We start from the raw sequence: 22,780 nt of genomic DNA, 5'->3' as shown, positions 1-22,780 counted from the left end.
ACAAATGCGCCTGTGGGTACAAGTTAATCCGCGTCGCCCGTTATGCCGCTTTTATCTGAACATATGTTCAGTTACTCTGTATATATGGCACGTACTCAAGGTTCTCATTCCGACATCACCGGCCCGCGTATTCGCGCAGCGGCGCAGGAGCTGTTTGCCCGTCATGGCTATGCGGCGGTCTCCATGCGTCAGATCGCCGGGGCGGTGGGCGTGCAGGCGGGCGCGCTTTATAACTACACTGCTGACAAGCAGAGCCTGCTGTTTGACTTGATGCAGGCTCATATGGAGGGGCTTCTGACGGCCTGGGCAGCGGAGGATCTGCCTGAGGACGTAATGGGGCAGTTGGAACGGTTTGTGCGGTTTCACATCCGTTATAACCTCGAACGCCCTGATGCGGTCTTTATTGCGTATATGGAGTTGCGCAACCTGACCGATGAGAACTTCGCCCGCATCGAAGAACGCCGCCGCACCTATGAGGACCAGCTCGAAGGCATCCTGAAGGCCGGGGTCACGCAAGGGCTGTTTCAGGTGCCAGATACCAAGATCGCAGCACTTGCGGTGATTGCGATGCTGAACGGGGTTTTGACGTGGTATCGTGATGGCGGGCGGTTGTCGCTTGTAGAGGTGGAGACGCTCTATTGGGATATGGTGCGCAAATCTGTCGGGGTGTAGCGCGATGGAGCTGAAGGATCTGAAATCCGGGCGGTTGCATGCAACGGAGCCTGCGCAGATGACGGCGGCGGATCGCGAAGCCTTGTTCGCGCCGGAGGTTGTGGCGTTCCTTCCACCGGGGTTTCAAAACCTGAGGACCGATGCAGCGCGGCGTCACCTCATTGACGCGCTGCAACAAGAGGCCGAGGTCGTCGCGCTGAGCGCTCAACATCAAGAGATTGTCGGTCTCGTAATCCTGTCTTTTGCCCATGACGCCGCGGGCCAGCGCAATTTGGGCTATCTCTTTACGCGCCGGGCATGGGGGCAGGGCTATGCCAGCGAGATGCTGCGCGCGCTGCAAGATCAGCTGCGAGGAACGCCCGTGGTGTTGTCCGGTGGCGTGATGGCCGAGAACGCCGCCTCGGCCCGTGTCCTCGAGAAATGCGGATTTGAACCCGGCGAGAAAACTGCCTCGGGTGAGATGACCTATGTTTGGGATGCCGCACGGGGCTGAGTTTTCAAGGCGCTGCAAAGTGGAGCGCTTCCGCGCGGCTTTTGTTCAGCAGGCCTTAAGGCGATGGGCGATCTCTGGCGTCTCGTTTGGTGCGGGTGTTTGCGCGTTTGGGCTGAGACGGCCCCGAGGGGCAGGTCTGCCCTCAGGAGCCTTTTCAAGTTTCAATTGACGTCGGCGCGTCAAGGGCACGCCGCCCGTGCCGGGCGGGGCCGCTGGGCCCCTTGACCCGATCCGCATTGGGTGTGGACTCAATCTGGGTTTGCCATCCTGTGGCCTGCACCGCCCCGAGAGAAAAGGGGGGGGCGGTTCTCCCTATCAGTGAGCGGGTTTGATGAAGGTTCCGTTGCGCAACTCGGAGAAGGCTTTTTGCAGCTCGGCCTGTGTGTTCATCACGATCGGGCCATGCCATGCCACCGGCTCCTCGATCGGTGCGCCAGAAATGAGCAGGAAACGCACGCCCTCGGGGCCGGCCTGCACGGTGATCTCGTCGCCAGTGCCAAAACGCACCAATGTGCGATCTCCCGAGAGATCGCGGATGTTGACCTCCTGGCCTGCAACCTCTTTTTCCAACAGGACACCCTGCGGCTGGGAGGCATCCGCAAAGGCGGCTTGGCCTTCAAAAATATAGGCAAAAGCGCGTCGGTATGTGTCGATTTTGAACGTCTTTTTGACACCGGCGGGGACATATACGTCGAGATATTGCGGGTCGGCGGCGATGCCATCAACCGGGCCGCGCTTGCCCCAGAATTCGCCCACGATCACTTTGACGCGGGTGCCGTCATCGTCGATCACCTCGGGAATATCCTTGCCCTGGACATCCTGATACCGTGGGGCCGTCATCTTTTGGGCCGACGGCAGATTGCCCCAAAGCTGGAACCCGTGCATCTGCCCCTTCTGGTTTCCGCTCGGCATTTCCTGATGCAGGATACCCGAACCGGCGGTCATCCACTGCACATCCCCTGCGCCCAGCGTGCCAGTGTTGCCGAGGCTGTCACCGTGGTCAACAGAGCCCGCCAGCACATAGGTGATCGTCTCGATGCCGCGGTGTGGGTGCCAGGGAAATCCCTGCTGATACAGCTCCGGATGGTCGTTGCGGAAATCATCAAACAGCAGGAAAGGGTCCAGCTCGCTTGGATCCTGAAACCCAAAAGCGCGGTGCAGATGTACGCCAGCGCCTTCCATGGTTGGCTGGGCTGAACGTTTTTCCAAAATCGGGCGCAGGGACATGAAACTTCTCCTGATGAGAGGGTGTGTCCCAAGAATAGGTGAGATGTCGGATTAGGAAAATCTGCACTGGCTCACTGCGTCTGTGCAGGAATGCAGGGTGATATGCGCCCGATTTGTAGTCAGGCGCATATCCTTGTGAGTATTACTCTGCGGGGTGCTGCGCGGCTTCTGCGCGCACGGTGTCAGCCGCTTCGGCCTTGGGTGTAAAAAGGCCGGTCCATGCGTAGAAGATCCCAAAGACCGGGGCCAGCCAGCAGGCAAAGGACAGCGGGATGTAGAGCAGGTTTTCGATCTTGCCGTCCGAGACACCCAGCGCGAGGGCCGAGATCACAAAGGCGCCACCGGCGTTCCACGGGATCAGCGGCGAGATGATGGTGCCGCCTTCCTCGGTGGCGCGTGCCAGGTTCAGGCGCGAATAGCCGATACGGTCGTAGACCGGCTTGAACATCCGCCCAGGCAGCGCGATCGAGAGATAGGGATCGCCCGCCACGGTGTTGGTCGCCATGGAGGACAGGATCGCCGAGGTCTGCACACCCGCGATGGTTTTCACCCGCTTGGTCAAAAGCTCGATGATGGCCGCAAGGCAGCCCGTGCGCTCCAACGCGCCGCCAAAGCCAAGCGCGATCAGGATCAGAGAGATGGTCCACATCATCGACTGGATCCCGCCCCGGTTCATCAGCGAGTCCATTGCGGCGACGCCGGTTTCGACCGAATAGCCGTAGTTGGCATAGGTGAAAACGTCATGCAGCGATGCGCCCTGCACAAAGATCGCAATCAGAGACGCTACCACGACACCGATGAACAGAGTCGGGATCGCCGGCATGCGCATCATTGCAAGCCCGACCACCAAAAGCGCGGGCAATAGCAGCCAGGGCGTGATGTCAAACGACCCCTCCAGCGCGCCCTTGAAGCTCTCGATGCGTTCAAAGGAGGGCGCGCCGTCACCAAGGTTGAACCCCATCACAGTGTAGATCGCCAGCGCGATCAGCATCGCGGGAACAGTGGTCGGCAACATGTTGCGGATGTGGTCAAATAGCTGCGTATCAGTCACGGCCGGGGCCAGGTTGGTGGTATCCGAAAGGGGCGAGATCTTGTCGCCAAAGAAGGCGCCTGAAACCACCGCGCCTGCAGTCCAGTAGGCCGGGATGCCAAAGCCTTCGCCGATGCCCATCAGCGCGAGACCCACTGTGCCGACCGTGCCCCAGGATGTCCCGAGGGCAAGCGAGACGATGGAGCAGAGGATCATCCCCGCCGCGAGAAACAGCTCTGGCGAAAGCAGCGACAGCCCGTAATAGATCAGCGTGGGAACGGTGCCGGAGGCGATCCATGTGCCAACGATCATGCCGACAAGGATCAGCACCGACACCGCCGGGAAAGACACTGCGATCACATGAAAGGCGCCTTTTTCGATCTCATCCCAGCTCAGCCCTTCGATCAGGCCCACCACCGCGGTGAGGGCGATCCCGATTGCAAGTGGGATATGGGGGGTGAAATCCCCAAAGTAAAAGATCTGCACCCCAAGAATGGCGAGCGTCAGCACGATCGGCAGCAGCGCTAGGCCGATGGAGGGACGGATGTCCGTTTTCTGCAATGGCATAAAAGATGTCCTCTTTATCGTGAAGAAGGCCGACCCCCAGGGCGCTGTGATCCGCCAAAAAAAAGGGGCTGGCCGTTGGTGAGTACGTGGGAGGGTGGGTCAACCCGTCGCGTGGCGTTCGAGTGGGGGAACTGTGCGGAGCGTGCAGAGAGGCCCTAACCAGCCGAGAGTTTCTGCGCGGTGGCGCGGGATCACATCCCGATCATGTTCGGCTCGCTTTGGCCGGTGGCAATCTAAGCAGCAAGAGCGGGGAATTGGGGTCATCACATGATCCTGAAACACAAAAACACACTGGGAATGAACGAACTTGGACATTGTGAGAGGGCACTACGGCCCAGTTAGGGATGCGGCCCCTGCCTAGGGCGTGCGTCTGCGTCGGACTGTCTTGGAAACGCCGCAACGGGCGCGAGGACCGCCATCAGGCGACCCGGCGAGGCTCAGGTTTGGACTGCGTACTGCGGGGTTGGGCCTGGCGGTGTAGGCAGGTTTCATGGCTATTTGCTGGCCTCGCCTGTGTTGGTCATGCATACTTTCACCCAAATCGATCTCGCTTCCGGCCTATGGGAAATTTTTGGTAAAATAAGAAAAAATATGTCTGAAACAACAGGAAAAGAGTCTTCGTTTTCCGCCGACACGCATTCGGCGGTGCTTGATGAAGGAGAAAAACAGCGCATACGACTTGAACTCGGCAGGCGAGTCAAAGGCTTACGCAGCGCGGCGGGGATGACGCTCGAGCAAGCTGCCGAGCGCACGCGACTTGCCGTTTCGACGATCTACAAGATCGAAAACGGCAAAGTATCCCCGAGTTTTGAGAATCTGCTGCGACTCGCGCGGGGCTATGGCGTTGGGCTTGAAAAGCTCATCGCTGAACCTGAAGACGAGGTTCACACCACCCGGCTCACTGTGACGCGGGCGGGGCAGGGGCGCTCGGTCGAGGGCAAGGTCTATGATTATGAAGTGCTGTGCAACGGGCTCACCGGGAAGAAGATCATCCCGCTGATCGGCACCATCTGCGCCAAGGGCGAAGGGGTGCCTGCCCACTTGGACCGCCATGATGGCGAGGAGCTGTTGCTGGTGCTCGAAGGGGAGGTCGAACTGCGGGTGGAGCATTACGAACCAGTGATCCTCGCCGCCGGAGATTGCGCCTATTACGACAGTACCCTGCGCCATGGTGTGCGTAGCACCGGCCCTGACAAAGCGCGGGTGTTCTGGGCCTGCACCCATCTCGGGGCCCTGAGCTGATCCGTCGCGCGATCACCAAAAGGGCTGTTCGATCCCGGTGTTTTTCGCTAACCCATCGCCAGTGATCCGAGGGAGACCGTAAATGAGCCACGAAATCGACAGCGGCGAAGTGCTCGCCACCGTGGAAGCATCGCCAGCCCGCCGGGTGATTGGCGTGGCCATGTTGATCGGGCTGGGGCTGATGACCCTCTATGTCGCCATGGCGAGCACACCGGGCGTGGCATGGCAGGGGTTCCTGATGCTGGTGTCGGGCTTGGCGCTCTGGATGGGCTATCGCATGTGGCATGCCACCGCGCATCGCATCGAGCTCACGGCGGCGGGGCTGCGCTGTTCGGATGGCACCGAGATCATTCGCATCCAAGATCTGCAGCATCTTGATCGCGGCTTTTTTGCGTTCAAGCCTTCAAACGGGTTCCTTATGCGCAGCACGACATCTGCAGAGCGCTGCTGGTATCCCGGTCTTTGGTGGCGCATGGGACGGCGCATCGGTGTGGGCGGGGTGACTCCCGGCTCCCAAACCAAGACCATGACCGAGATTCTTGCGGCACTGATGGTCGAGCGCGACGCAGGCTGAGCGGCTGGTGACCGCGCCAAAGATCGCACCACAGATGATGCGCGCCTTTTTAGGGCCTTATCCGGTCTTTGGCATCTGGCGCGCTGCATTCCAGTCCTGCGCCCAGAGCAAAAAGCGCTCCTGATCCATCGGGCGGGCAAAGGCAAAGCCTTGCAGCACATCTGCGCCTAGCTCCGAAAGAACCTGTGCCTGCGCCTCCGTCTCGACACCCTCAACCACCGTTTCTGCCCCAGCACTTGCAGCCATCTCAATGAGGCCGCGCATCAGATCGCGTCTGGCGGGTTTTTCATCAATCCCGGAGGTGAACATCCGGTCGATCTTGAGCCGGTCGGGCTTCAGCGCGAGCACCCCCGCGATGCTGGCGTGCCCGGTGCCAAAGTCATCGATTTCTATTGCGATGCCCATCGCCTTGAGCGCGGCAATCTGGTTGGCGTAATTCTCGGTCAACTGATCGAGAAAGACCGTTTCAAGAAGTTCAAACGCCAATCCATCTGGTGGCAGATCCTCGCGCTGCTGGAGTTCCTTGATCAAGTCGGGGTGCCCCAGCCGCTCCGCCGAGACATTCACCGAGAGGCTGGGAAGCGCGATGCCGTGGCTCGCGAAATTCCAATAGGCCGCAAGGGCAAGATCGAGAATTCGGCGATCAAGATCGGCCAGCATGTTCACTTCTTTTGCGACGGGTACAAAAACATCCGGACTCACGATGCCGCGCACGGGATGGTGCCAGCGCGCCAGCGCCTCGCAGCCGGCGATTTCCATGGTCTTGCCATCGATCTGCGGCTGCAGCGTCACCTCGATTTCATCATTGGCGAAGGCCTGTTTGAAATCGCGTATGAGGTTCATCTTTTCGTCATGGGCCGATCCGATGGAGGCAGAATAGGCGTTGACGCAGGAGCGTCCGTCAGCCTTTGAAGCATAGAGCGCAAGATCTGCGCGTCGCAGCGCCGCGCCGAGCGTTTCGGGCGGCTTGCAGAGGGCAAATCCAATGGAGGCACCGACCTGCAGATCGGTTGCTTTGTATCTGACGGGTTGCAGCAATTCGAACAACAAGTCCGAGCAATATTCAAAAGCGTCGTCTTGGGTGCCCGCAAACTCCATGAGGACTACAAACTCATCACCGCCGATGCGGAAGGCAAAATCACGCCCTGTTCTGATCTTTTCAGAGAGCCGCTGGGCAGTGTGTTCCAGCACCACATCTCCTGCCTCATGGCCGTAGGTGTCATTGATCTCCTTGAACCGATCAAGGTCGATCGCAATGAGCAAAGTCGCGCCAAGTGGTCCGGTGCTGGTCTCGACCGCAACCTCTTCGAGGTACTTGCGGTTGCCAAGTCCGGTGAGTTTGTCATGCCGCGCCGACCAGGCGCTTTCTTCTTGCGCCTCGCGCATGGATTCAAACGCCTCTTCTGCCAAAAGGCGGCTCATGCGTTCCTTGCGGATCGAGTCGACACGTGCGTTGATTTCCGCCTCCACCCGGTCGAGAACCCGGTTGTAGCGGTAGGCAAGCACACCGTATTCGGTGGACCGATCAATGCGTACGCGGCGGCTGAAAGAGCCGGAACGCTGATGCCGTTTCATTTCGGCCAGCAGGTCCATAAGCGCGTTTCGTTGGTTGTTTTCGGTGAGATTGAGCCCGCGCACCTCGTCCTTGGGGTGGACGCGCAGCAAACCTCTTGCGCGCAGCAGCAGGATGAGCGGCGCCATCGAGCAGACCACCCATCCGCCAACTGCAGTGATACCCAGCGCCTGAACGCCCAGCTGTGCCAGCCGGCTGCCTGCGGGCAACAGGTCAACCGGGGCAGTGAAGGCAATCGAGAGCGTCCCGAGCAACCCTGCCGCCAGATGCACGGGGACGGCGCCCACAACATCGTCGATCTTGAGCGCGTCGAGTATATCGCGGGCGATGATCACGGTGACTGCGCCAAGGGCGCCGATGCCAAAGGCAACTGTGGCTGTCATCAGGTGCACCCCGGCGGTGCCCGCGACCAATCCTCCGAGAAAGCCGTTCACCAAAAGCTCTGCCCTGACGTGCCGAAAAAGGCCAAGTCCGATGACAATGCTCGCCACCCCTGCGCCTGCCGCCAGCAGCATGGTGCGCGCGATAATCGGGCCAACACCGGTCCCAAACGCCATGGCGGAGCCGCCGTTGAACGCACCCCAGCCCACCCACAAGAGCAATCCGCCCAGCGTGACCAGAGAGAGCGAATACTCATCAAACCGACGTTTCTTGGGGCCATATCGCCCGAGCCTCGGCCCCAGGATGATAATGGTCACCAGAGCGGTCCATCCCCCCACGCTGTGTACAACCGTCGCGCCCGCAAAATCGACAAATCCCATCTGGCGCAGCCAGCCCGCCTGGTTCCAGATCCAATGCCCGACAACCGGATACACAAGGGCGCTGAGTGCAACAGAGACCAGCATATAGCCCAGAAATCGCTCCCGCTCGGCAACTGCGCCCGAGACGATCGTGGCTGCACTTGCCGCAAAGGCCATCTGAAACAGGAAAATCGACGCCGCGTGACCGCTGTCATTGTCGAGCGCGAGCCAAAACTGTGTGGTTCCAAAGAGGCCATTGAAGCTCTCGCCAAACATGAGGCCAAAGCCGACCAGCCAGAAACAGGTACTGACGATGCAGACATCGGACAGGTTTTTCAGCGCGACATTGGCGGAATTTTTCGCCCGAACGGTGCCAGCCTCAAGACAGAGGAAGCCAGCCTGCAACAGCAGCACAAGAAGCGCGCAGACCAGAATCCACGAGGCGTCGAGGTCAGACATCAGGGGACATACCCAAAGAAAAAGATACGTTTTCGACAGTCACCATAGCCGCGTGCGGTCAAGAAACCGTTACTACCTCCTTTACGCAGCCCTTGCGTCCCGTGCCGCCATTGGGCTTGACGCAGGGGACGCGAGGGCCTAACGAAAGACGAGGGAGCAAGCCCCTGCCGCCCGCTGGCCATTCTGGCCTTGGTGAAGTCTTGCAGACGGATATGTCTTTTGATCATCCTCCACGCCTGTCGCGCGGGTGGTAATGCGGGTCCCATCCAGTTCTTGCGCGATACCTGCAAGAGGAGATCGGGGATATGTCTACCTCCCCTCCAAATCGATTTTTGACCGCCCGCTTGGGGCCGGTTTATGCAAAAACTGCGTTGCCCATCATATTTGTGATGGGGATGAACGGCTTTTTGACCGTGGCGGACGCGCTGTTTCTGGGGCATTTCGTCGGGCCCGAGGCTTTGGCCGCTGTGACGCTGATGTTTCCCGGCTACATGTTGGTTGTGGCTCTGGCAACGCTGGTGGCCAGCGGCATGGCCAGTCGGCTGGCCCGTCATCTCGGTGCGGGCGATACCGAGGCGGCGCAGGCCGATTTTGCGGCGGCGCATGGTCTGGCGCTCTCGGTCGCGGTGGGCCTCATGGCGGCTTTTGCGCTCTGGGGGAGCGCTGTGGCGCATGCCGCCGCCGGGGGCGACCGCCTCCTTGCTGACATGGGGTACACCTATCTGCGGATCACTGTGGGGTGTACGCCGCTCCTTTTCGTGCTCTCGGTGAATTCCGACGCCTTGCGCAACGAGGGCCGGGCCGGACTGATGGCCCTCATGAGCCTTGTCGTCTCGCTGTCGAATATTGCGTTCAACTATCTGCTGATCGCCCAGGCGGGATTGGGCGTGGCGGGATCGGCGTTGGGAACGGCTTTGGCGCAGGTTCTGGCGCTCTCGCTGATCGTGGCGTTCCGCCTGCGTGGCGATACAGTTTTGCGGCCAAGCTGTCTTTGGCGACAGAGCCTTTGGGGCGGCTGGGGGCGGATGCTTGCGCTGGGCGCGCCGCAGAGTCTCAACTTTATCGGCATCGCCTTGGGGTCGGCGGTGATTATGTTTACACTGCAATGGGTTGATGTCTCTGATTATGCAACAACGGTGAGCGCCTATGGGGTCATCACACGACTTTTGACCTTCACGTTCCTGCCGCTTTTGGGGCTGTCGCATGCGATGCAGAGCATCACCGGGAACCTGTATGGGGCAGGTCAAACCCTGAGAGTGGGGCAAAGCCTCCGGTTCGCGGTCGTGAGCGCCTTGATCTATTGCGCGGTGATGCAGGCCGGTCTGACGTGGGGCGCTGCATGGATTGCAGCGTGGTTTGTGGACGATCAGGGCGTTATCGAAGATGTTGCGCGCATCCTGCCCATTCTTGGCGCTCTTTTTGTGCTCGCGGGGCCGCTCATGATGGTGGCAATGCATTTTCAGGCGATAGGAGATGCCCCGCGGGCTGCGCTTCTGGGGCTCTCCAAACCCTATCTGTTCTCGATCCCGCTGACCTTTGTGCTTGCTGCGCTTTGGGGGGAGCCCGGGATCTGGCTTGCTGCGCCCGTTGCCGAGGCGGGGCTCCTTGTGCTGACGGGGCTGGTTCTGCTGGACCTTCGTCGCAGGCGTGACCAAGTGACCTCCAAAGTGCAGGAGCGCTGCGCATGACCGAGAATTTGCCAACGATTGCACTGGCCAAAGCCATGGCTAGAGAGTGGCGCGCAGCGCGCCAGCAGGCGGGCGAGAGCCTGCGCCACGGCGCGGCGCTTGAACATGTGGCCCGGCAGCTGGGGTTTCGCGATTGGAACCTATGCGCTGCGATGCTGTCGCAGGCCGAGGCGCAGCGTTACCAGCCCGGGCAGGTGGTCCGGGGGCGCTACCTGTCGCAACCCTTTTCCGCGCGCGTGCTGCGGGCGACCGCGGTAGAGGGGCGCGTGGGCTGGGTCAGGCTGGAGCTGGATCTGGAGGTGCCGGTTGACGTGGTCACATCACAGCGGTTCTCCAGTTTCAGACGCCGGGTCAACGGCGTGATTGGCCCTGAAGGCTTCAGTCGCGAGCAGACCTCTGACGGGCAACCGCATCTGGTGATCGATCCTTAATCCCGCGCGGGTCATCCGCGTCCCATCTTTGACAGAGCAGCAAAGGCCGCCGGGCTCAAGCTCCGGCGGCCTTTGCAATTCAAACTCGAACGCTTGCGCGCTGCGGCGATCAGGAACCCGTGTCCGTCACGTCATCGTCATGCACCGTGCCATCGCTTACGACGGTGCCTTCAAAGGCCACCAAGGAGGCGAAACGGGGACGGGTGAAGATCAGATTGTAGATTTCACGCTGCCCGATCCCGATTTTGAACGCCGGGTCGACGTTGTTCCATGTCTCGACCACGATGACACGTTCCTGATCAGGCATGGTGGGGAGCTTGTCGTTGATCGCGGTGACGGTGGCATCCGTCCAGATGTCGAGCTGGTTGCCACGTTCGACGGACCAATCGACATAATAGCGATCATCCGCAGCGTCCCAGCGGATCACCGAAATGCGCATCGACATATCAGAGCCCGCGCGCGCCATCAGCTTGCTGAGGGTATAGATACTGTTGATGTATTCGTCGTTCAGCGCCGTGGTTTCCCGCGAAATCAGGTCCGAGACGGTATAAGCGGCCTTGGTGTTGACGGTTTCCTGACGGAACAGGTCAAACAGCGTGTAGGTCGCCGCAAAGACAAACAGCAAGAGTGGCAGGTAGAGCGCGGCCTCGACGGCGATGTTGCCCTCTTCATCGCGGCGAAACGCCCGAAATTTATGTGCGATTTTTCTGAACATGGATCACTGAGGCTCCTGAACAAAGGCGCTGGAGGCAAAGAGGTTCAGGCGGCCATCGTCATCTTTGCGAATGGCTTTGCCGAGACCCCAATGCGGAAACAGCGCTTCGATGCTGACGCAGGCGCGCAGATACATCAGGTCATTTGAGGCCCCGTTGGTGAAGGTCAGAACCGGATCGACCTCTTCGACACTGTCGACGCAATCGGGCTCTGGCGGGATGCCCGCCCAGTTGAAGGGATCGAGGCGCACCATCTCCAGCTTCAGGGACACATCGCAAGAGGCTTGATCGATGAAACTGGTGCGTGCGCAGATCGTGTCGCGAATGTCGTCATGCTGCATGTCTCCGCCGGTACCGAGACGAATGTCGCGCACGGTCATGTCCATGGCACGATCCAGCATGATCTGACGGAAAGTGATCATGCCGAGCTCCACCGAGGCAAAGAGCACCATCAGCATCAGGGGAAAGAGCATTGCAAACTCGACGGTTGCATTGCCTTCTTCATCGCGGCGGAACTGCTGGAACGGTTTGGATATAAAACGCAGATGGATCATTCTGTCAGCCTCAGTTGGCGGATCGCGGAGGCAATCGAAGCGAAGGCATCGGAGATCTCCAGCCCGTCAACATCGTAGTAATGGGATGCAGAGCTTGCGCAGGCCTGCAGGACTTCCTGGCCTCGACTCGGAGCCTCAAACCCGATGGTAAAGACCACAACGCCCTTGGCTTTGGCCGCTTCACAGATGTCCAGCGTGCGTGCGTCCTTTGTAGTGGAGCCGACAGAGCTGAACAGACCGGAGAACCAGTAGTAATTCGCGTTGCTCATCCAGTCGCCAAACAGGCGATCCCGCAGATACCTGAGCGAGGTGTCGGCAAAGAGATCAGGATAGCTCAGCTGTACGGCCGTGCCGGGCTCGTCCACGGTGCGGGTCTGCCAGGACCCGTAATAGCAGTTGCCGTAGTAGAGCGTGCCGGTGCAGTAGGTTTCCTCGTAGGTGCCGTTGCCATAGGGGTGATCCGCCCACCGCTGCAGGTTGTCCCAGTAATAGGGTTTTGAACCGCGGTTGGGGTCATAGGTGGAATAAACGCGCTCTTGGGCGTTGTACCAAACCGGGCTGTCGCCCTCGCGGTAGCTGTTCCTGAGGTAGTACTGCGACGTATTCTGACCGTCGGTCATCATCACGATCACCTTCAGCGTCTCTGTGTCCGTGTAGGGGACGGGACGGTTGGCAAAGCGCGATGCGATGGACTGATTGGGATTTGCATCATCAGCCAACGAGGCAATCACGGGCTGCACGGATGGGTCGAGAAGGGCAGAGCCCCATTTCATACCGAGGTCAATCGATGTGTTCTCGGATGGGACAAAGGCGTCGATGTAGTTTTGCAGCTGCGTGACATTGTCCGACAACAACAGCGCGGTGCGCTCTGGGTTGTCGGAATGGGCGGCACAGGTCGGCTGACGAACGAGGCGGGTTCTTGAGCGATAGTCGCCGCTGTTCCAGACGGTGAAGTGCATGGTGCGCTCGTAGGCCTGGGTCGTGCTGATCCCGGCGTTGTTGAAATCGGACCCCGAGAAGTTGATGCAGTGGGAATAGTCATGCTCGCTGCTGACGTTCAACTCATCAAGAAAGGCCTCCGGCATGGAAACCTGTGTCGAGTAGGGCACGATGGAAATGCTCATCTTGCCGTCTTCGGTGTTGTCATCCATCGTCTGGACGAACTCCTTGGCGGCGCGTTTGAGGTTCACCAGACGATCATTGCTGCGCATCGATCCCGAAACGTCCAGCACCAGCGAGATCTCGACGTTGCCGATGCTCTCCACCGCCGTCGAGGACGCCAGTAGCGGGAGTGTGATTGGCTCAAGCTGGTAAGTATCGGGATTGCGGATGTAGTCGTCGTAAAAGACGTTGTTCATCCAGGATGCGGTAAAATTGGTATCGACGCTCGCCTTTACGCGCTTCGCCGTGGGTGAAACCTCAGGGACGACCACCGTGGTGTAATCGCCAAGGCCCGACTTTGACATATAGTCGAGAACCACTGCCTCGGGATCGAGGGGCTGGTCGAGATCCGCCGCCGCAAGTACTGCGCGGTCCAGAGTGTATTGCAGTTTGGTACGGTCGCGTTCGAGACGTACCATATCCATACCCAGACCGCCGATCATGAACATCAAGACCACAATCATGATCATCGGCTTGGCAAGGACACCACTTTCGTCCCTGCGAAACTGACGCATGCGGTCCACAATGGCCCGGCGACCGAGCGCACCGGTCAGGGCAGATGAAGTCCAGAAGTTTACCTTCATGTTTCCGTCTTTCCTTCTGTCCGCGGGCACGGCGCACAGCGCTCAGGGGCGAAAGCGGGCGCGCGCAGGAGGACGTAAAATTACTCTTCATTATTCGTTGACGAAGGTGGCCGAACTGGGGCGAAAACCGGCCCAAATTGGCGTTTCTGGTGCAAGTTTGAGCTTAATTGTATCGGAGTTTGGGGGTTGTTGGCGGGTTTGAAACAATCTCGCAGCCTCACGTTCGGGGTGCGGGCGGGCTTCATTCGATTCGTTTTCAGAAAAGTTCACAAACTGCCAAAAAATTGTGCAAAGTCGGGGAATATCAGTCGCAGTTGGTAACGTTCTCTGCATAGATGGGACGCATAGTAACCACTTGAGTCGTTTCAGAAGGACGGGATCACCCCATGAGCAATCTCAAAGAACCAAGCTTCCGTGAAAGTGTGGATCTCATGTTCAACCGCGCCGTGGCGCTGATGGATTTGCCGCCGGGGCTTGAGGAAAAGATCCGCGTCTGTAACGCCACCTACACAGTCCGCTTTGGGGTGCGCCTGCGCGGGCAGATCCACACGTTTACCGGGTATCGCTCGGTCCACTCGGAGCATATGGAGCCGGTCAAAGGCGGCATTCGTTACGCGATGGGGGTGAACCAGGACGAGGTGGAGGCGCTCGCGGCGCTGATGACCTACAAATGCGCGCTGGTGGAAGCGCCCTTTGGGGGCTCCAAGGGCGGTCTGCGCATCGACCCGCGTCAGTATGACGAACACGAGCTAGAGCTGATCACCCGTCGTTTTGCCTATGAGCTGGCCAAACGCGACCTGATCAACCCCTCGCAGAACGTGCCCGCGCCCGACATGGGCACCGGCGAACGCGAGATGGCCTGGATGGCGGACCAATACGCCCGGATGAACACCACGGACATCAACGCCCGCGCCTGTGTCACCGGCAAGCCGCTCAATGCTGGCGGTATTGCAGGCCGCGTCGAGGCCACGGGCCGGGGCGTGCAGTACGCGCTGCAGGAGTTCTTCCGGTACGAGGAAGACAAGGCCAAGGCCGGTCTCTCGGGCACCCTCGATGGCAAGCGCGTCATCGTGCAGGGCCTCGGGAATGTGGGTTATCACGCGGCCAAGTTCCTCTCCGAGGAAGATGGCTGCAAGATCGTTGCGGTGATTGAACGCGATGGCGGTCTCTACGATGAGAACGGGCTCGACATCGAAGACCTGCGCGCGTGGATCGAAAAGCATGACGGCGTCGATGGCTACCCGTCGGGACGCTACATCAAGAACGGCGCCAAATACCTCGAAGAGGACTGCGACATCCTGATCCCGGCGGCGCTTGAGGGGGTGATCAACCTCTCCAACGCCGAAAACGTGAAGGCCAAGCTGATCATCGAGGCTGCGAACGGTCCTGTGACCGCGGGCGCAGATGAGATCCTGCGCAAGAAGGGCACGGTGATCATTCCAGACATGTATGCCAACGCCGGCGGTGTGACGGTTTCCTACTTTGAGTGGGTCAAGAACCTCTCGCATATCCGCTTTGGCCGGATGCAGCGCCGTCAGGAAGAGGCACGCCACCAGCTTGTGGTCGATCAACTGGAAATGCTCTCTGAGAGCATGGGCAAGACATGGTCGCTCGATCCCAAGTTCAAGGAAAAATACCTCCGCGGTGCAGGTGAGCTGGAGCTGGTGCGCTCGGGTCTCGATGACACCATGCGGATTGCCTATCAGTCCATGCGGCAGGTGTGGCACGAACGCGATGACGTCTCTGATCTGCGCACCGCCGCATATCTCGTCTCCATCGACAAGGTTGCCTCGAGCTACCGCGCCAAGGGCCTCTGAGCCCTATTCATATCTTTGGAAAGCGGCGGGTGTTATCCCGCCGTTTTTCTATGGGCGATGATCACGCGACAGGCCCGCTGCGCCGTCTTGTGACCCGAAACAGAACTCAAGGCTGCGGCCAGAGCCCAAACTGGCCGAGATGCGCATAGACCAATGCAACCGCGCCAGCAGCAAGCGCCAAATAGGGCCAGAGGCTCGCTTTGAACCATGCGTTGGGATCGCGAAACCCGGCAAAGGTGGCAAAGTTCGAAGCAAGATTGACGGTCAGATGGATCAGGATCGCGGGCAATATCGAGCCGCCTGACAGCGTGTATGCCGCGCCGATGATCACGGCATAGAGCAGACAGTGCGCGGCAAACAACGGCAGGGCGATCTGGGAATGTGGCGTGTCGATCGTCCAAAGGGGCAGGTGCCAGATCAGCCAGACCACCCCGATCAGAAGCGATGCCGAAAGCCACCCGATCCGTGGATTGAGGTCTGCCTGCATGATGCCGCGCCAACCGAGTTCTTCGCCGAGTGGCCCAAGGATCAGATTGAGCCCAACCATGGCTGCGATGACGCCCGGACCGACCGGACGCCGCTGCTCGGGCGCGAAGGGGCGGAGCATGAGCAGCATCAGCAGCGGTGAAAGCACCAAGATCCAGACGACCGGCGGGACGGTGGAGAATTCTATGCTGTGCAACAGCAAAGCGGGCAGTTGACCGTTCTGCGCGCTGATCAGGATGGCCGCGAGTGATGGCCCCCAGACCATGACGAGCCAAAAAGGCAAACCGGCGGCGTTTTCGGGCGTTTGGGCCGCTGGGATCGCAACAATGCAGGCAAAGCTCAAAAGCGAAATGCCAAAGGTCAGCGCGAGAAAACCGATCAGCATCAGGATGTCGCCGCCACCCGCTTCAGTTCTGCGATGATCGGCTGGAGCGCCGCTTGCGATGTCAGCAAGGGCAACAGAGCCCGAAGCGCCGTCGCGGTAAATCCCGCTGCCTCTTCTGGGGGCCACTCGTTCAATATGCGGCGGCGGTTGATATGAGCGGTGATCGTCAAAAAGAGCTCGGCGACATGGGCGGGGGCTGCGCCCTCAGCGGTGTGGCCCCGCAGTCTTTCGTGCAGCACCGGGCCGAGCTCTGCGGGTATCGCCTGTTCAAGGCTCGACAGGTAAGCGCGTTTCTCCTCGGGCGTGTGAAGATGCGAGACCAGACCGGGATCATTGCCAAGGTCGCTCGACCCTACGCGGAGAAGCGCGGGGATCGGAGAGCCTTGCGCGGCTTTTAGCTGGTCTGCAAGACGGCGCACCTCCTCTGCTACCAGCGCATCAAGGACCGCATGCTTGTTGGCAAAATGATGATAGAGCCCGCCCCGTGAAATGCCGCTGGCAAGGCGAATGTCTTCCATCTCGGTGCCACTGAAGCCACGCGCGGCGATCAGCTTTTGGGCGTTTCCTAGGATTTCGGCCCTGCGGGCACTGCGGGAGAGGCGGGTACGCATACACTCTATTACCGACATTAGTCGGTAATGGCAATCGAGACGGGAAAGAACGGCGAAAACAGAGGGCAGTTGCATGGAGATGAAATTGCACTGGACATAAGTGCCTAGTTCGTGCCCACCTAGTGCAAATAGACTGTGGTTTTGTCGCCCGTGGGCTAGGAGCGCTGGCTCAAACCCGCTAGCACTTGGCACAGAGATTGCGGTGTGTATCAGTGCTGCACATCGTCGAGACACCGTTTGAGGAGTGGGCCATGGGGTTTTCGGAAAAGTTTTCCGGCTGGCGCGTTTTGAAAGAGGGGCTGACCGGCAACAAAGGCTGGGCCGCTCATTGGCGCGACCCGGAACCCAAGCGCGAATATGACGTGGTCATCGTCGGTGGAGGTGGGCACGGGCTGGCTACGGCTTATTACCTCGCCAAGACTCACGGGCTTAGGAATATTGCGGTTCTTGAAAAGGGCTACCTTGGCGGCGGCAATGTCGGGCGCAACACAACCATCGTGCGCGCCAACTATTATCTGCCCGGCAATTCGGAGTTTTATTCCCATTCTCTGAAGCTCTGGGAGGGGATGGAGCAGGATCTCAACTACAACGCCATGATGTCCCAGCGCGGCATCCTGAATGTGTTTCACAACGACGGTCAGCGCGATGCCGCCGTGCGCCGCGCCAATTCCATCATCAATCAGGGTGACGATGCAGAGATCCTCTATCGCGATCAGCTGAAAAAGCTGGTGCCGTTCCTGAACTACGACAACAACCGCTTTCCCATCATGGGCGCATTGCTGCAGCGCCGCGCGGGGACGGCACGCCATGACGCGGTGGCCTGGGGCTTTGCGCGTGGCGCAGATCAATACGGTGTCGATCTGATCCAGAATTGCGAAGTAACCGGCATTGATGTCGATGGCGGAAAGGTCACCGGCGTGCAAACAGCCCGCGGCCCGATTAAGGCCAAGAAGGTTGCATTGGCGGCGGCGGGGCGGTCAAGCCAGGTAGCGGCGATGGCGGGGCTGACGCTGCCCATCGAGAGCCATGTGTTGCAGGCTTTTGTGAGCGAAGGGCTGAAGCCGGTGATCGACCATGTGATCACCTTTGCGGCAGGGCATCTCTATATCAGCCAGTCCGACAAGGGCGGTCTGGTGTTTGGCAGCTATCTGGATTTTTACAGCTCCTATGCGGCGCGGGGCAACCTGGCGATGCAGGAACATACGATGGAGGCGATCACCGCCATGGTGCCCGCCGTCACCAAGGCGCGTCTGTTGCGCAGCTGGGGCGGCATCATGGATATGACGCCGGATGGCTCGCCCATCATTGATGTGACGCCGATTGATGGTCTCTATCTCAATGCAGGCTGGTGCTATGGCGGCTTTAAGGCGACGCCTGCGTCGGGGGATTGTTTCGCGCATCTGATCGCCACCGGTCGCCCGCACGAGGCGGCCACGCGGTTCAGGCTCGACCGGTTCCGCAGCGGCTTTGGTCTAATGGACGAGGAGGGCACCGGTGCGCAACATAATCTGCACTAAGCGCTTTTCGCGCAGCTGGGGAGCCTCCGGCGGGGATATTTTTAAGAAGATGAAGGGGCGGTTTTCATGAGGATCACCTGTCCGCTGTGCGGCGCGCGCGACCACCGCGAGTTTACATACAGGGGGGCTGCCTTGGCAGTGCCTGCGCTCGACGCCGGAGAGGCCGCGTGGGACGCGCATGTGCATCTGCGCGACAATCCGGCTGGACCACATGAGGAGCTTTGGCAGCATTCGATGGGTTGCGGGGCATGGCTGAAGGTACGGCGCAATACTGCAACTCACGAGATGCTAGATGTGATGTTGGCTGAGGACGCGGAACTCGCAGTGCCGGGGGAGGCGTCATGAGAGTATCTGGCAAGGGGCTTCTGTCCGGCAACCGTACTGTGAATTTTTCCTTTAATGGCAAGGCCTACATGGGGCTGGAGGGGGACACTCTGGCCTCGGCGCTTTTGGCCAATGATGTGCACTTGGTGGGGCGGTCGTTCAAATACCACCGCCCGCGGGGTATCCTGACAGCAGGCTCCGAGGAGCCCAACGCGCTGGTGAGCGTGGGACGCGGGGCAGCGCGAGATCCAAATATCCGCGCCACCCAGCAGGAAATTTTTGAGGGGCTGGCAGCGCAGAGCCAGAACTGCTGGCCTTCGGTCGAACGCGATGTCATGGCGGTGAATGATCTGGCAGCGCCCTTCCTCGGGGCGGGGTTTTATTACAAGACCTTCATGTGGCCCGCGCCCCTGTGGGAGAAGCTCTACGAGCCGATCATTCGCCGGGCGGCGGGGCTTGGGGCCTTGTCCGGGGCGGCCAACAAGGACCCTTACGAGAAGGCCTTTGCCTTTTGCGACCTGCTGGTGATCGGGTCTGGCCCAGCCGGGCTGATGGCTGCACTGACGGCAGGGCGTGCGGGGGCGGATGTGATCCTCGCCGAGGATGACAGCCGGATGGGCGGGCGTCTTCTGGCGGAGATCGAGGAGATCGACGGCAAGCCTGCGGATGTCTGGGTGGCAGAGGTGCTGGCGGAGCTGGAGGCCATGGAGAACGTGCGTCTGATGCCGCGCACCGCGGTCACCGGCGTCTACGATCAAGGGACCTATTCGGCGCTCGAGCGGGTTTCGCACCACCTTCCGCCGAGCCAGTCCCTGAAGACCGCGCATCGCCCGCGCGAGTGTTTCTGGCGCATCGCCGCCAAAGCCGCGGTGCTGGCGGCGGGGGCTATTGAACGCCCCATTGCCTTTCGCAACAACGACCGCCCCGGCATCATGATGGCGGGGGCGGTGCGGGCCTATCTCAATCGCTGGGGAGTTGCGCCGGGCGAGCGGATCACCGTGTTTGCCAACAATGATGATGCCCATCGCACCGCGCGGGATCTGGTGGCGGAGGGCGTGCATGTCACCGCCGTTGTCGACAGCCGCCATGACGCGCCCGACAGTGGCGAATTCCCCGTCATCAAGGGCGCGGTGATCTGCGACAGCGCCGGGCGGCAGCGGCTGGAGAGTGTCACCATCCGCAGCGTCAATGGCGAGGAAAAGCTGCAAACCGATTGTCTGGCCGTATCTGGCGGCTGGAACCCCTCGGTGCATCTGACCTGCCACATGGGCGCGCGCCCGGAGTGGAACCGGGAGCTGGCGGCGTTCCTGCCCAAACCGGATGCTGTGCCGGGTATGGTGGTCGCAGGGGCTGCCAATGGGGTGTTTTCTACCCATGGTGCCCTTCGAGACGGGGCCGAGGCGGCCGCGACGGCATTGGACAAGATCGGGAGGTCTGCTGCTGCGGTGGCTGTCCCCGAGGCCAGTGATGCGCCCTACCAGATCAGCCCTCTGTGGGCAGTGCCGGGCAAAGGGCGGGCGTGGCTGGATTTCCAGAACGACGTCACCGTGAAGGATGTGGCGCAGGCAGCGCGGGAGAACTTCCGCTCGGTCGAGCATATGAAGCGTTACACCACACAGGGCATGGCCACCGATCAGGGCAAGAACTCCAACGTGGCGGCCTTGGCGGTGCTGGCCGATGCCACCGGGCGCAGCATTGCGGAAACCGGTGTCACCACCTTCCGCCCGCCTTTTGTGCCCACGTCCATTGCCGCGATGGGGGCAGGGGCCGAGGATCAGGGGTTTATGCCGCAGCGCTATCTGACCTCGCATAAGGCATCGCTGGCACGCGGAGCGGCCAACATCGAGGTCGGCCTGTGGTATCGCGCCAGCTATTTCGCTAAGGACGGCGAGAGCACCTGGCGGCAATCCTGCGACCGCGAGGTCACCATGGTGCGCAATGCCGTGGGGGTCTGCGATGTCTCGACGCTGGGCAAAATCGACATTCAGGGACCGGACGCGGCAGAGCTGCTGGATCTGGTGTACACCAACCTCTTCTCGACCCTGAAGGTAGGGCGCGTCCGCTATGGTCTTATGCTCCGCGAAGACGGCTTTGTCATGGATGACGGCACCACTGCGCGCCTAGGGGAAAACCACTATGTCATGACCACCACCACCGCGGCGGCGGGAGAGGTGATGGCGCATCTGGAATATCTCACGCAGGTGGTGCGCCCGGACCTTGATGTGCGCTTCACGTCTGTGACCGATCAATGGGCGCAGTTCTCGGTGGCTGGCCCCAAGGCGCGCGATCTGATCGACGGGCTGGTGGATGAGGGCGTCAACGGTGAGACCTTCCCCTTCATGGCCTGCGGGGCGATCACCGTGCAGGGGGTGGCCGGGCGGCTGTTCCGGATCTCCTTTTCGGGCGAGCACGCCTATGAGATCGCTGTGCCCGCGCGCTACGGCGAGGCACTTTATGAGCGGCTGCTGGAGCGGGCTGAGGCGCTGGGCGGTGGACCCTACGGGATGGAAGCGTTGAATGTGCTCCGGATTGAGAAGGGCTTTATCACCCACGCGGAGATCAATGGCACGGTGACGGCCTTTGACCTTGGTATGCAGGGACTGATCTCGAAAAAGAAATCCTGCTGGGGCAAGGCCTTGTCCGAACGGGATGGGTTGATGCATGACGACCGGATGCGGCTTGTGGGCCTCAAGCCCGTGGGCGCGGCACAAGAGATGAGCGCAGGGGCGCATCTCTTTGATCCCGACGCCACTGTCGAGCGGGTCAATGACCTTGGATATGTCACCTCGGTGGGATTCTCACCGACATTGGGGCATATGATCGGGCTGGCGATGCTGTCGGGCGGGCCGGACAGGATGGGCGACACCATCCGTCTGGTGGATCACACCCGGGGCATCGACACCCTGTGTGAAGTGGTGAACCCTGTGTTCTTTGACCCTGAGGGAGGGCGCGTTCGTGGCTGAGATCAAGATGCAACTTGCCGCAAAATCCCCCTGTGAGGGGCTGTTGCCGCTGACCATAGGTGATGTGACCCTTACCGAGGACATGCCCGCCGCCATGACGTTGATTGCGCCCTACAAGGGGCGCAAGGACGCATTGAGCAAGGCTCTGAACGCGGCGCATGGCATGGCGTTTCCTGCGCCAAATCGCGCGACCGGCAAAGTCGGAGGGCGTGCCATCTGGTTTGGCCGGGCGCAGGCTTTGCTGATCGGGCCCGCGGCTGATCCGAGCCTTGCAGCGCATGCGGCTCTGACCGATCTCAGCGATGGCTGGGCGGTGGTGCGCCTAGAGGGGGATCAGGCCGAGAATGTGCTGGCCCGTCTCATCCCCATTGATCTGCGCGCCACGGTGTTCAAACGCGGCCACACTGCGCGCACCGAGATCAAGCACATGATGGGATCGATCACGCGCATTGGGCCAAAAGCGTTTCAAATCATGGTGTTCCGGTCGTTTTCCGAGACGCTGATCCATGATCTGAAAAGAGCGATGGAAGCCGTGGCGGCACGGGGCTAGATTGATAGGGATCACGAAACTGATTCCGGAGCTGATCCATGATCCGCAACATCTTCGCTGCCGCGCTTGTGGCCGCGCCCCTTTTCGCCTCTCCTGCAAGTGCCGATGACTATGGCAAGGAAGACAGCTGCAAATATCAGGGGCAAGTGATGGCCGCCGTGCAGGCTGCGCGTCTGGACCGGGTGCCCGAAGCCAAGGTCGAAGAGACCATTCGCGCCAGCAATCCAGAGTGGCCAGAGAATTTCTCCAATGCGATTCCGCAACTCACCCAGCATGTCTACCAGATGAAGCGCCGCGATCTGAAAAACATCGACTTGGGTGAAGTGTTTGAAACCCAGTGTGTCGAGAACTGGGATCAGATCCAGGAAATGAAAAAGAACCTCTCCGGAGGCTAACGCCCGCATCTGCGCAGCCCGGCC

At 60.4% G+C, this 22,780-nt stretch carries 20 protein-coding genes; 12 read left to right on the top strand and 8 right to left on the bottom strand.

All coding sequences use genetic code 11. The annotated features are described in order from the left end of the window. Positions 1-84: 84 nt before the first annotated feature. Positions 85-672, top strand: a complete 588-nt coding sequence (locus ACZ1HH_RS10035; protein WP_416368879.1) for a TetR/AcrR family transcriptional regulator — start codon at positions 85-87, stop codon at positions 670-672. Between the two features lie 4 nt (positions 673-676). Then, on the top strand, positions 677-1,165 hold the full coding sequence (locus ACZ1HH_RS10030) for a GNAT family N-acetyltransferase (protein WP_472636554.1): 489 nt from the start codon (positions 677-679) through the stop codon (positions 1,163-1,165). Between the two features lie 315 nt (positions 1,166-1,480). On the opposite strand, the gene ACZ1HH_RS10025 is transcribed toward ACZ1HH_RS10030, so the two are convergent. Both ACZ1HH_RS10025 and nhaC read right to left on the bottom strand, forming a co-directional pair. After that, complete coding sequence (locus ACZ1HH_RS10025) at positions 1,481-2,392, bottom strand: pirin family protein (RefSeq protein ID WP_472636553.1); 912 nt, start codon at positions 2,390-2,392, stop codon at positions 1,481-1,483. A gap of 142 nt (positions 2,393-2,534) precedes the next feature. Beyond that, entirely contained in the window at positions 2,535-3,989 is a 1,455-nt protein-coding gene (gene nhaC / locus ACZ1HH_RS10020; protein WP_011539483.1) for a Na+/H+ antiporter NhaC, read from the bottom strand. Between the two features lie 591 nt (positions 3,990-4,580). On the opposite strand from nhaC, the gene ACZ1HH_RS10015 reads away from it, so the two are divergent. Together ACZ1HH_RS10015 and ACZ1HH_RS10010 are read left to right on the top strand one after the other, a co-directional pair. Next, complete coding sequence (locus tag ACZ1HH_RS10015) at positions 4,581-5,231, top strand: helix-turn-helix domain-containing protein (protein WP_044026855.1); 651 nt, start codon at positions 4,581-4,583, stop codon at positions 5,229-5,231. Between the two features lie 82 nt (positions 5,232-5,313). After that, positions 5,314-5,805 (top strand): hypothetical protein, encoded by a 492-nt coding sequence (locus ACZ1HH_RS10010; RefSeq protein ID WP_011539481.1) that lies wholly within the window; start codon positions 5,314-5,316, stop codon positions 5,803-5,805. Positions 5,806-5,862: 57 nt separating this feature from the next. Here the strand turns inward: ACZ1HH_RS10010 and ACZ1HH_RS10005 are convergent, their stop codons facing one another. After that, positions 5,863-8,577, bottom strand: a complete 2,715-nt coding sequence (locus tag ACZ1HH_RS10005) for an EAL domain-containing protein (RefSeq protein WP_472636552.1) — start codon at positions 8,575-8,577, stop codon at positions 5,863-5,865. Positions 8,578-8,882: 305 nt separating this feature from the next. On the opposite strand from ACZ1HH_RS10005, the gene ACZ1HH_RS10000 reads away from it, so the two are divergent. Further along, entirely contained in the window at positions 8,883-10,265 is a 1,383-nt protein-coding gene (locus ACZ1HH_RS10000; protein ID WP_472636551.1) for an MATE family efflux transporter, read from the top strand. Beyond that, positions 10,262-10,696, top strand: coding sequence for a glyoxalase superfamily protein (locus ACZ1HH_RS09995; RefSeq protein WP_472636550.1), 435 nt, complete (start codon positions 10,262-10,264; stop codon positions 10,694-10,696). Before ACZ1HH_RS10000 ends, ACZ1HH_RS09995 begins: the two co-directional genes overlap by 4 nt. 109 nt (positions 10,697-10,805) lie before the next feature. On the opposite strand, the gene ACZ1HH_RS09990 is transcribed toward ACZ1HH_RS09995, so the two are convergent. The 3 genes from ACZ1HH_RS09990 to ACZ1HH_RS09980 are packed head-to-tail and all read right to left on the bottom strand — an operon-like array spanning position 10,806 to position 13,708. Then, on the bottom strand, positions 10,806-11,411 hold the full coding sequence (locus tag ACZ1HH_RS09990; RefSeq protein WP_472636549.1) for a TadE/TadG family type IV pilus assembly protein: 606 nt from the start codon (positions 11,409-11,411) through the stop codon (positions 10,806-10,808). Positions 11,412-11,414: 3 nt separating this feature from the next. Then, positions 11,415-11,963, bottom strand: coding sequence for a TadE/TadG family type IV pilus assembly protein (locus ACZ1HH_RS09985; protein ID WP_472636548.1), 549 nt, complete (start codon positions 11,961-11,963; stop codon positions 11,415-11,417). After that, positions 11,960-13,708 carry a TadE/TadG family type IV pilus assembly protein gene (locus tag ACZ1HH_RS09980; RefSeq protein WP_011539475.1) on the bottom strand — a complete coding sequence of 583 codons (1,749 nt, stop codon included), beginning with the start codon at positions 13,706-13,708 and terminating at the stop codon, positions 11,960-11,962. The genes ACZ1HH_RS09985 and ACZ1HH_RS09980 overlap by 4 nt, the downstream gene beginning before the upstream one ends. 386 nt (positions 13,709-14,094) lie before the next feature. On the opposite strand from ACZ1HH_RS09980, the gene ACZ1HH_RS09975 reads away from it, so the two are divergent. After that, positions 14,095-15,525 carry a Glu/Leu/Phe/Val family dehydrogenase gene (locus tag ACZ1HH_RS09975; protein WP_011539474.1) on the top strand — a complete coding sequence of 477 codons (1,431 nt, stop codon included), beginning with the start codon at positions 14,095-14,097 and terminating at the stop codon, positions 15,523-15,525. Between the two features lie 106 nt (positions 15,526-15,631). On the opposite strand, the gene ACZ1HH_RS09970 is transcribed toward ACZ1HH_RS09975, so the two are convergent. After that, positions 15,632-16,396, bottom strand: coding sequence for a CPBP family intramembrane glutamic endopeptidase (locus tag ACZ1HH_RS09970; RefSeq protein WP_472636547.1), 765 nt, complete (start codon positions 16,394-16,396; stop codon positions 15,632-15,634). Beyond that, positions 16,396-17,007, bottom strand: a complete 612-nt coding sequence (locus tag ACZ1HH_RS09965; protein WP_472636546.1) for a TetR/AcrR family transcriptional regulator — start codon at positions 17,005-17,007, stop codon at positions 16,396-16,398. Before ACZ1HH_RS09965 ends, ACZ1HH_RS09970 begins: the two co-directional genes overlap by 1 nt. A 251-nt stretch (positions 17,008-17,258) precedes the next feature. Between ACZ1HH_RS09965 and ACZ1HH_RS09960 the strand changes: the two genes are divergently transcribed. The 5 genes from ACZ1HH_RS09960 to ACZ1HH_RS09940 all read left to right on the top strand — a co-directional run bounded on the left by ACZ1HH_RS09960 (position 17,259) and on the right by ACZ1HH_RS09940 (position 22,756). Next, positions 17,259-18,524 (top strand): sarcosine oxidase subunit beta family protein, encoded by a 1,266-nt coding sequence (locus ACZ1HH_RS09960; RefSeq protein WP_472636545.1) that lies wholly within the window; start codon positions 17,259-17,261, stop codon positions 18,522-18,524. A 66-nt stretch (positions 18,525-18,590) separates the two neighbouring features. Continuing rightward, on the top strand, positions 18,591-18,869 hold the full coding sequence (locus tag ACZ1HH_RS09955) for a sarcosine oxidase subunit delta (RefSeq protein WP_011539470.1): 279 nt from the start codon (positions 18,591-18,593) through the stop codon (positions 18,867-18,869). After that, entirely contained in the window at positions 18,866-21,811 is a 2,946-nt protein-coding gene (locus ACZ1HH_RS09950; RefSeq protein WP_472636544.1) for a sarcosine oxidase subunit alpha family protein, read from the top strand. Before ACZ1HH_RS09955 ends, ACZ1HH_RS09950 begins: the two co-directional genes overlap by 4 nt. Next, positions 21,804-22,361 carry a sarcosine oxidase subunit gamma gene (locus tag ACZ1HH_RS09945; protein ID WP_011539468.1) on the top strand — a complete coding sequence of 186 codons (558 nt, stop codon included), beginning with the start codon at positions 21,804-21,806 and terminating at the stop codon, positions 22,359-22,361. Before ACZ1HH_RS09950 ends, ACZ1HH_RS09945 begins: the two co-directional genes overlap by 8 nt. A 38-nt stretch (positions 22,362-22,399) precedes the next feature. Further along, on the top strand, positions 22,400-22,756 hold the full coding sequence (locus ACZ1HH_RS09940; RefSeq protein WP_472636543.1) for a hypothetical protein: 357 nt from the start codon (positions 22,400-22,402) through the stop codon (positions 22,754-22,756). Positions 22,757-22,780: the final 24 nt, after the last annotated feature.

It is taken from the genome of Epibacterium sp. HA2-3 (genome assembly GCF_055693725.2).
The sequence above is the reverse complement of the archived record's forward strand: the minus strand, read 5'-3'. Positions and strand labels throughout refer to the sequence as shown.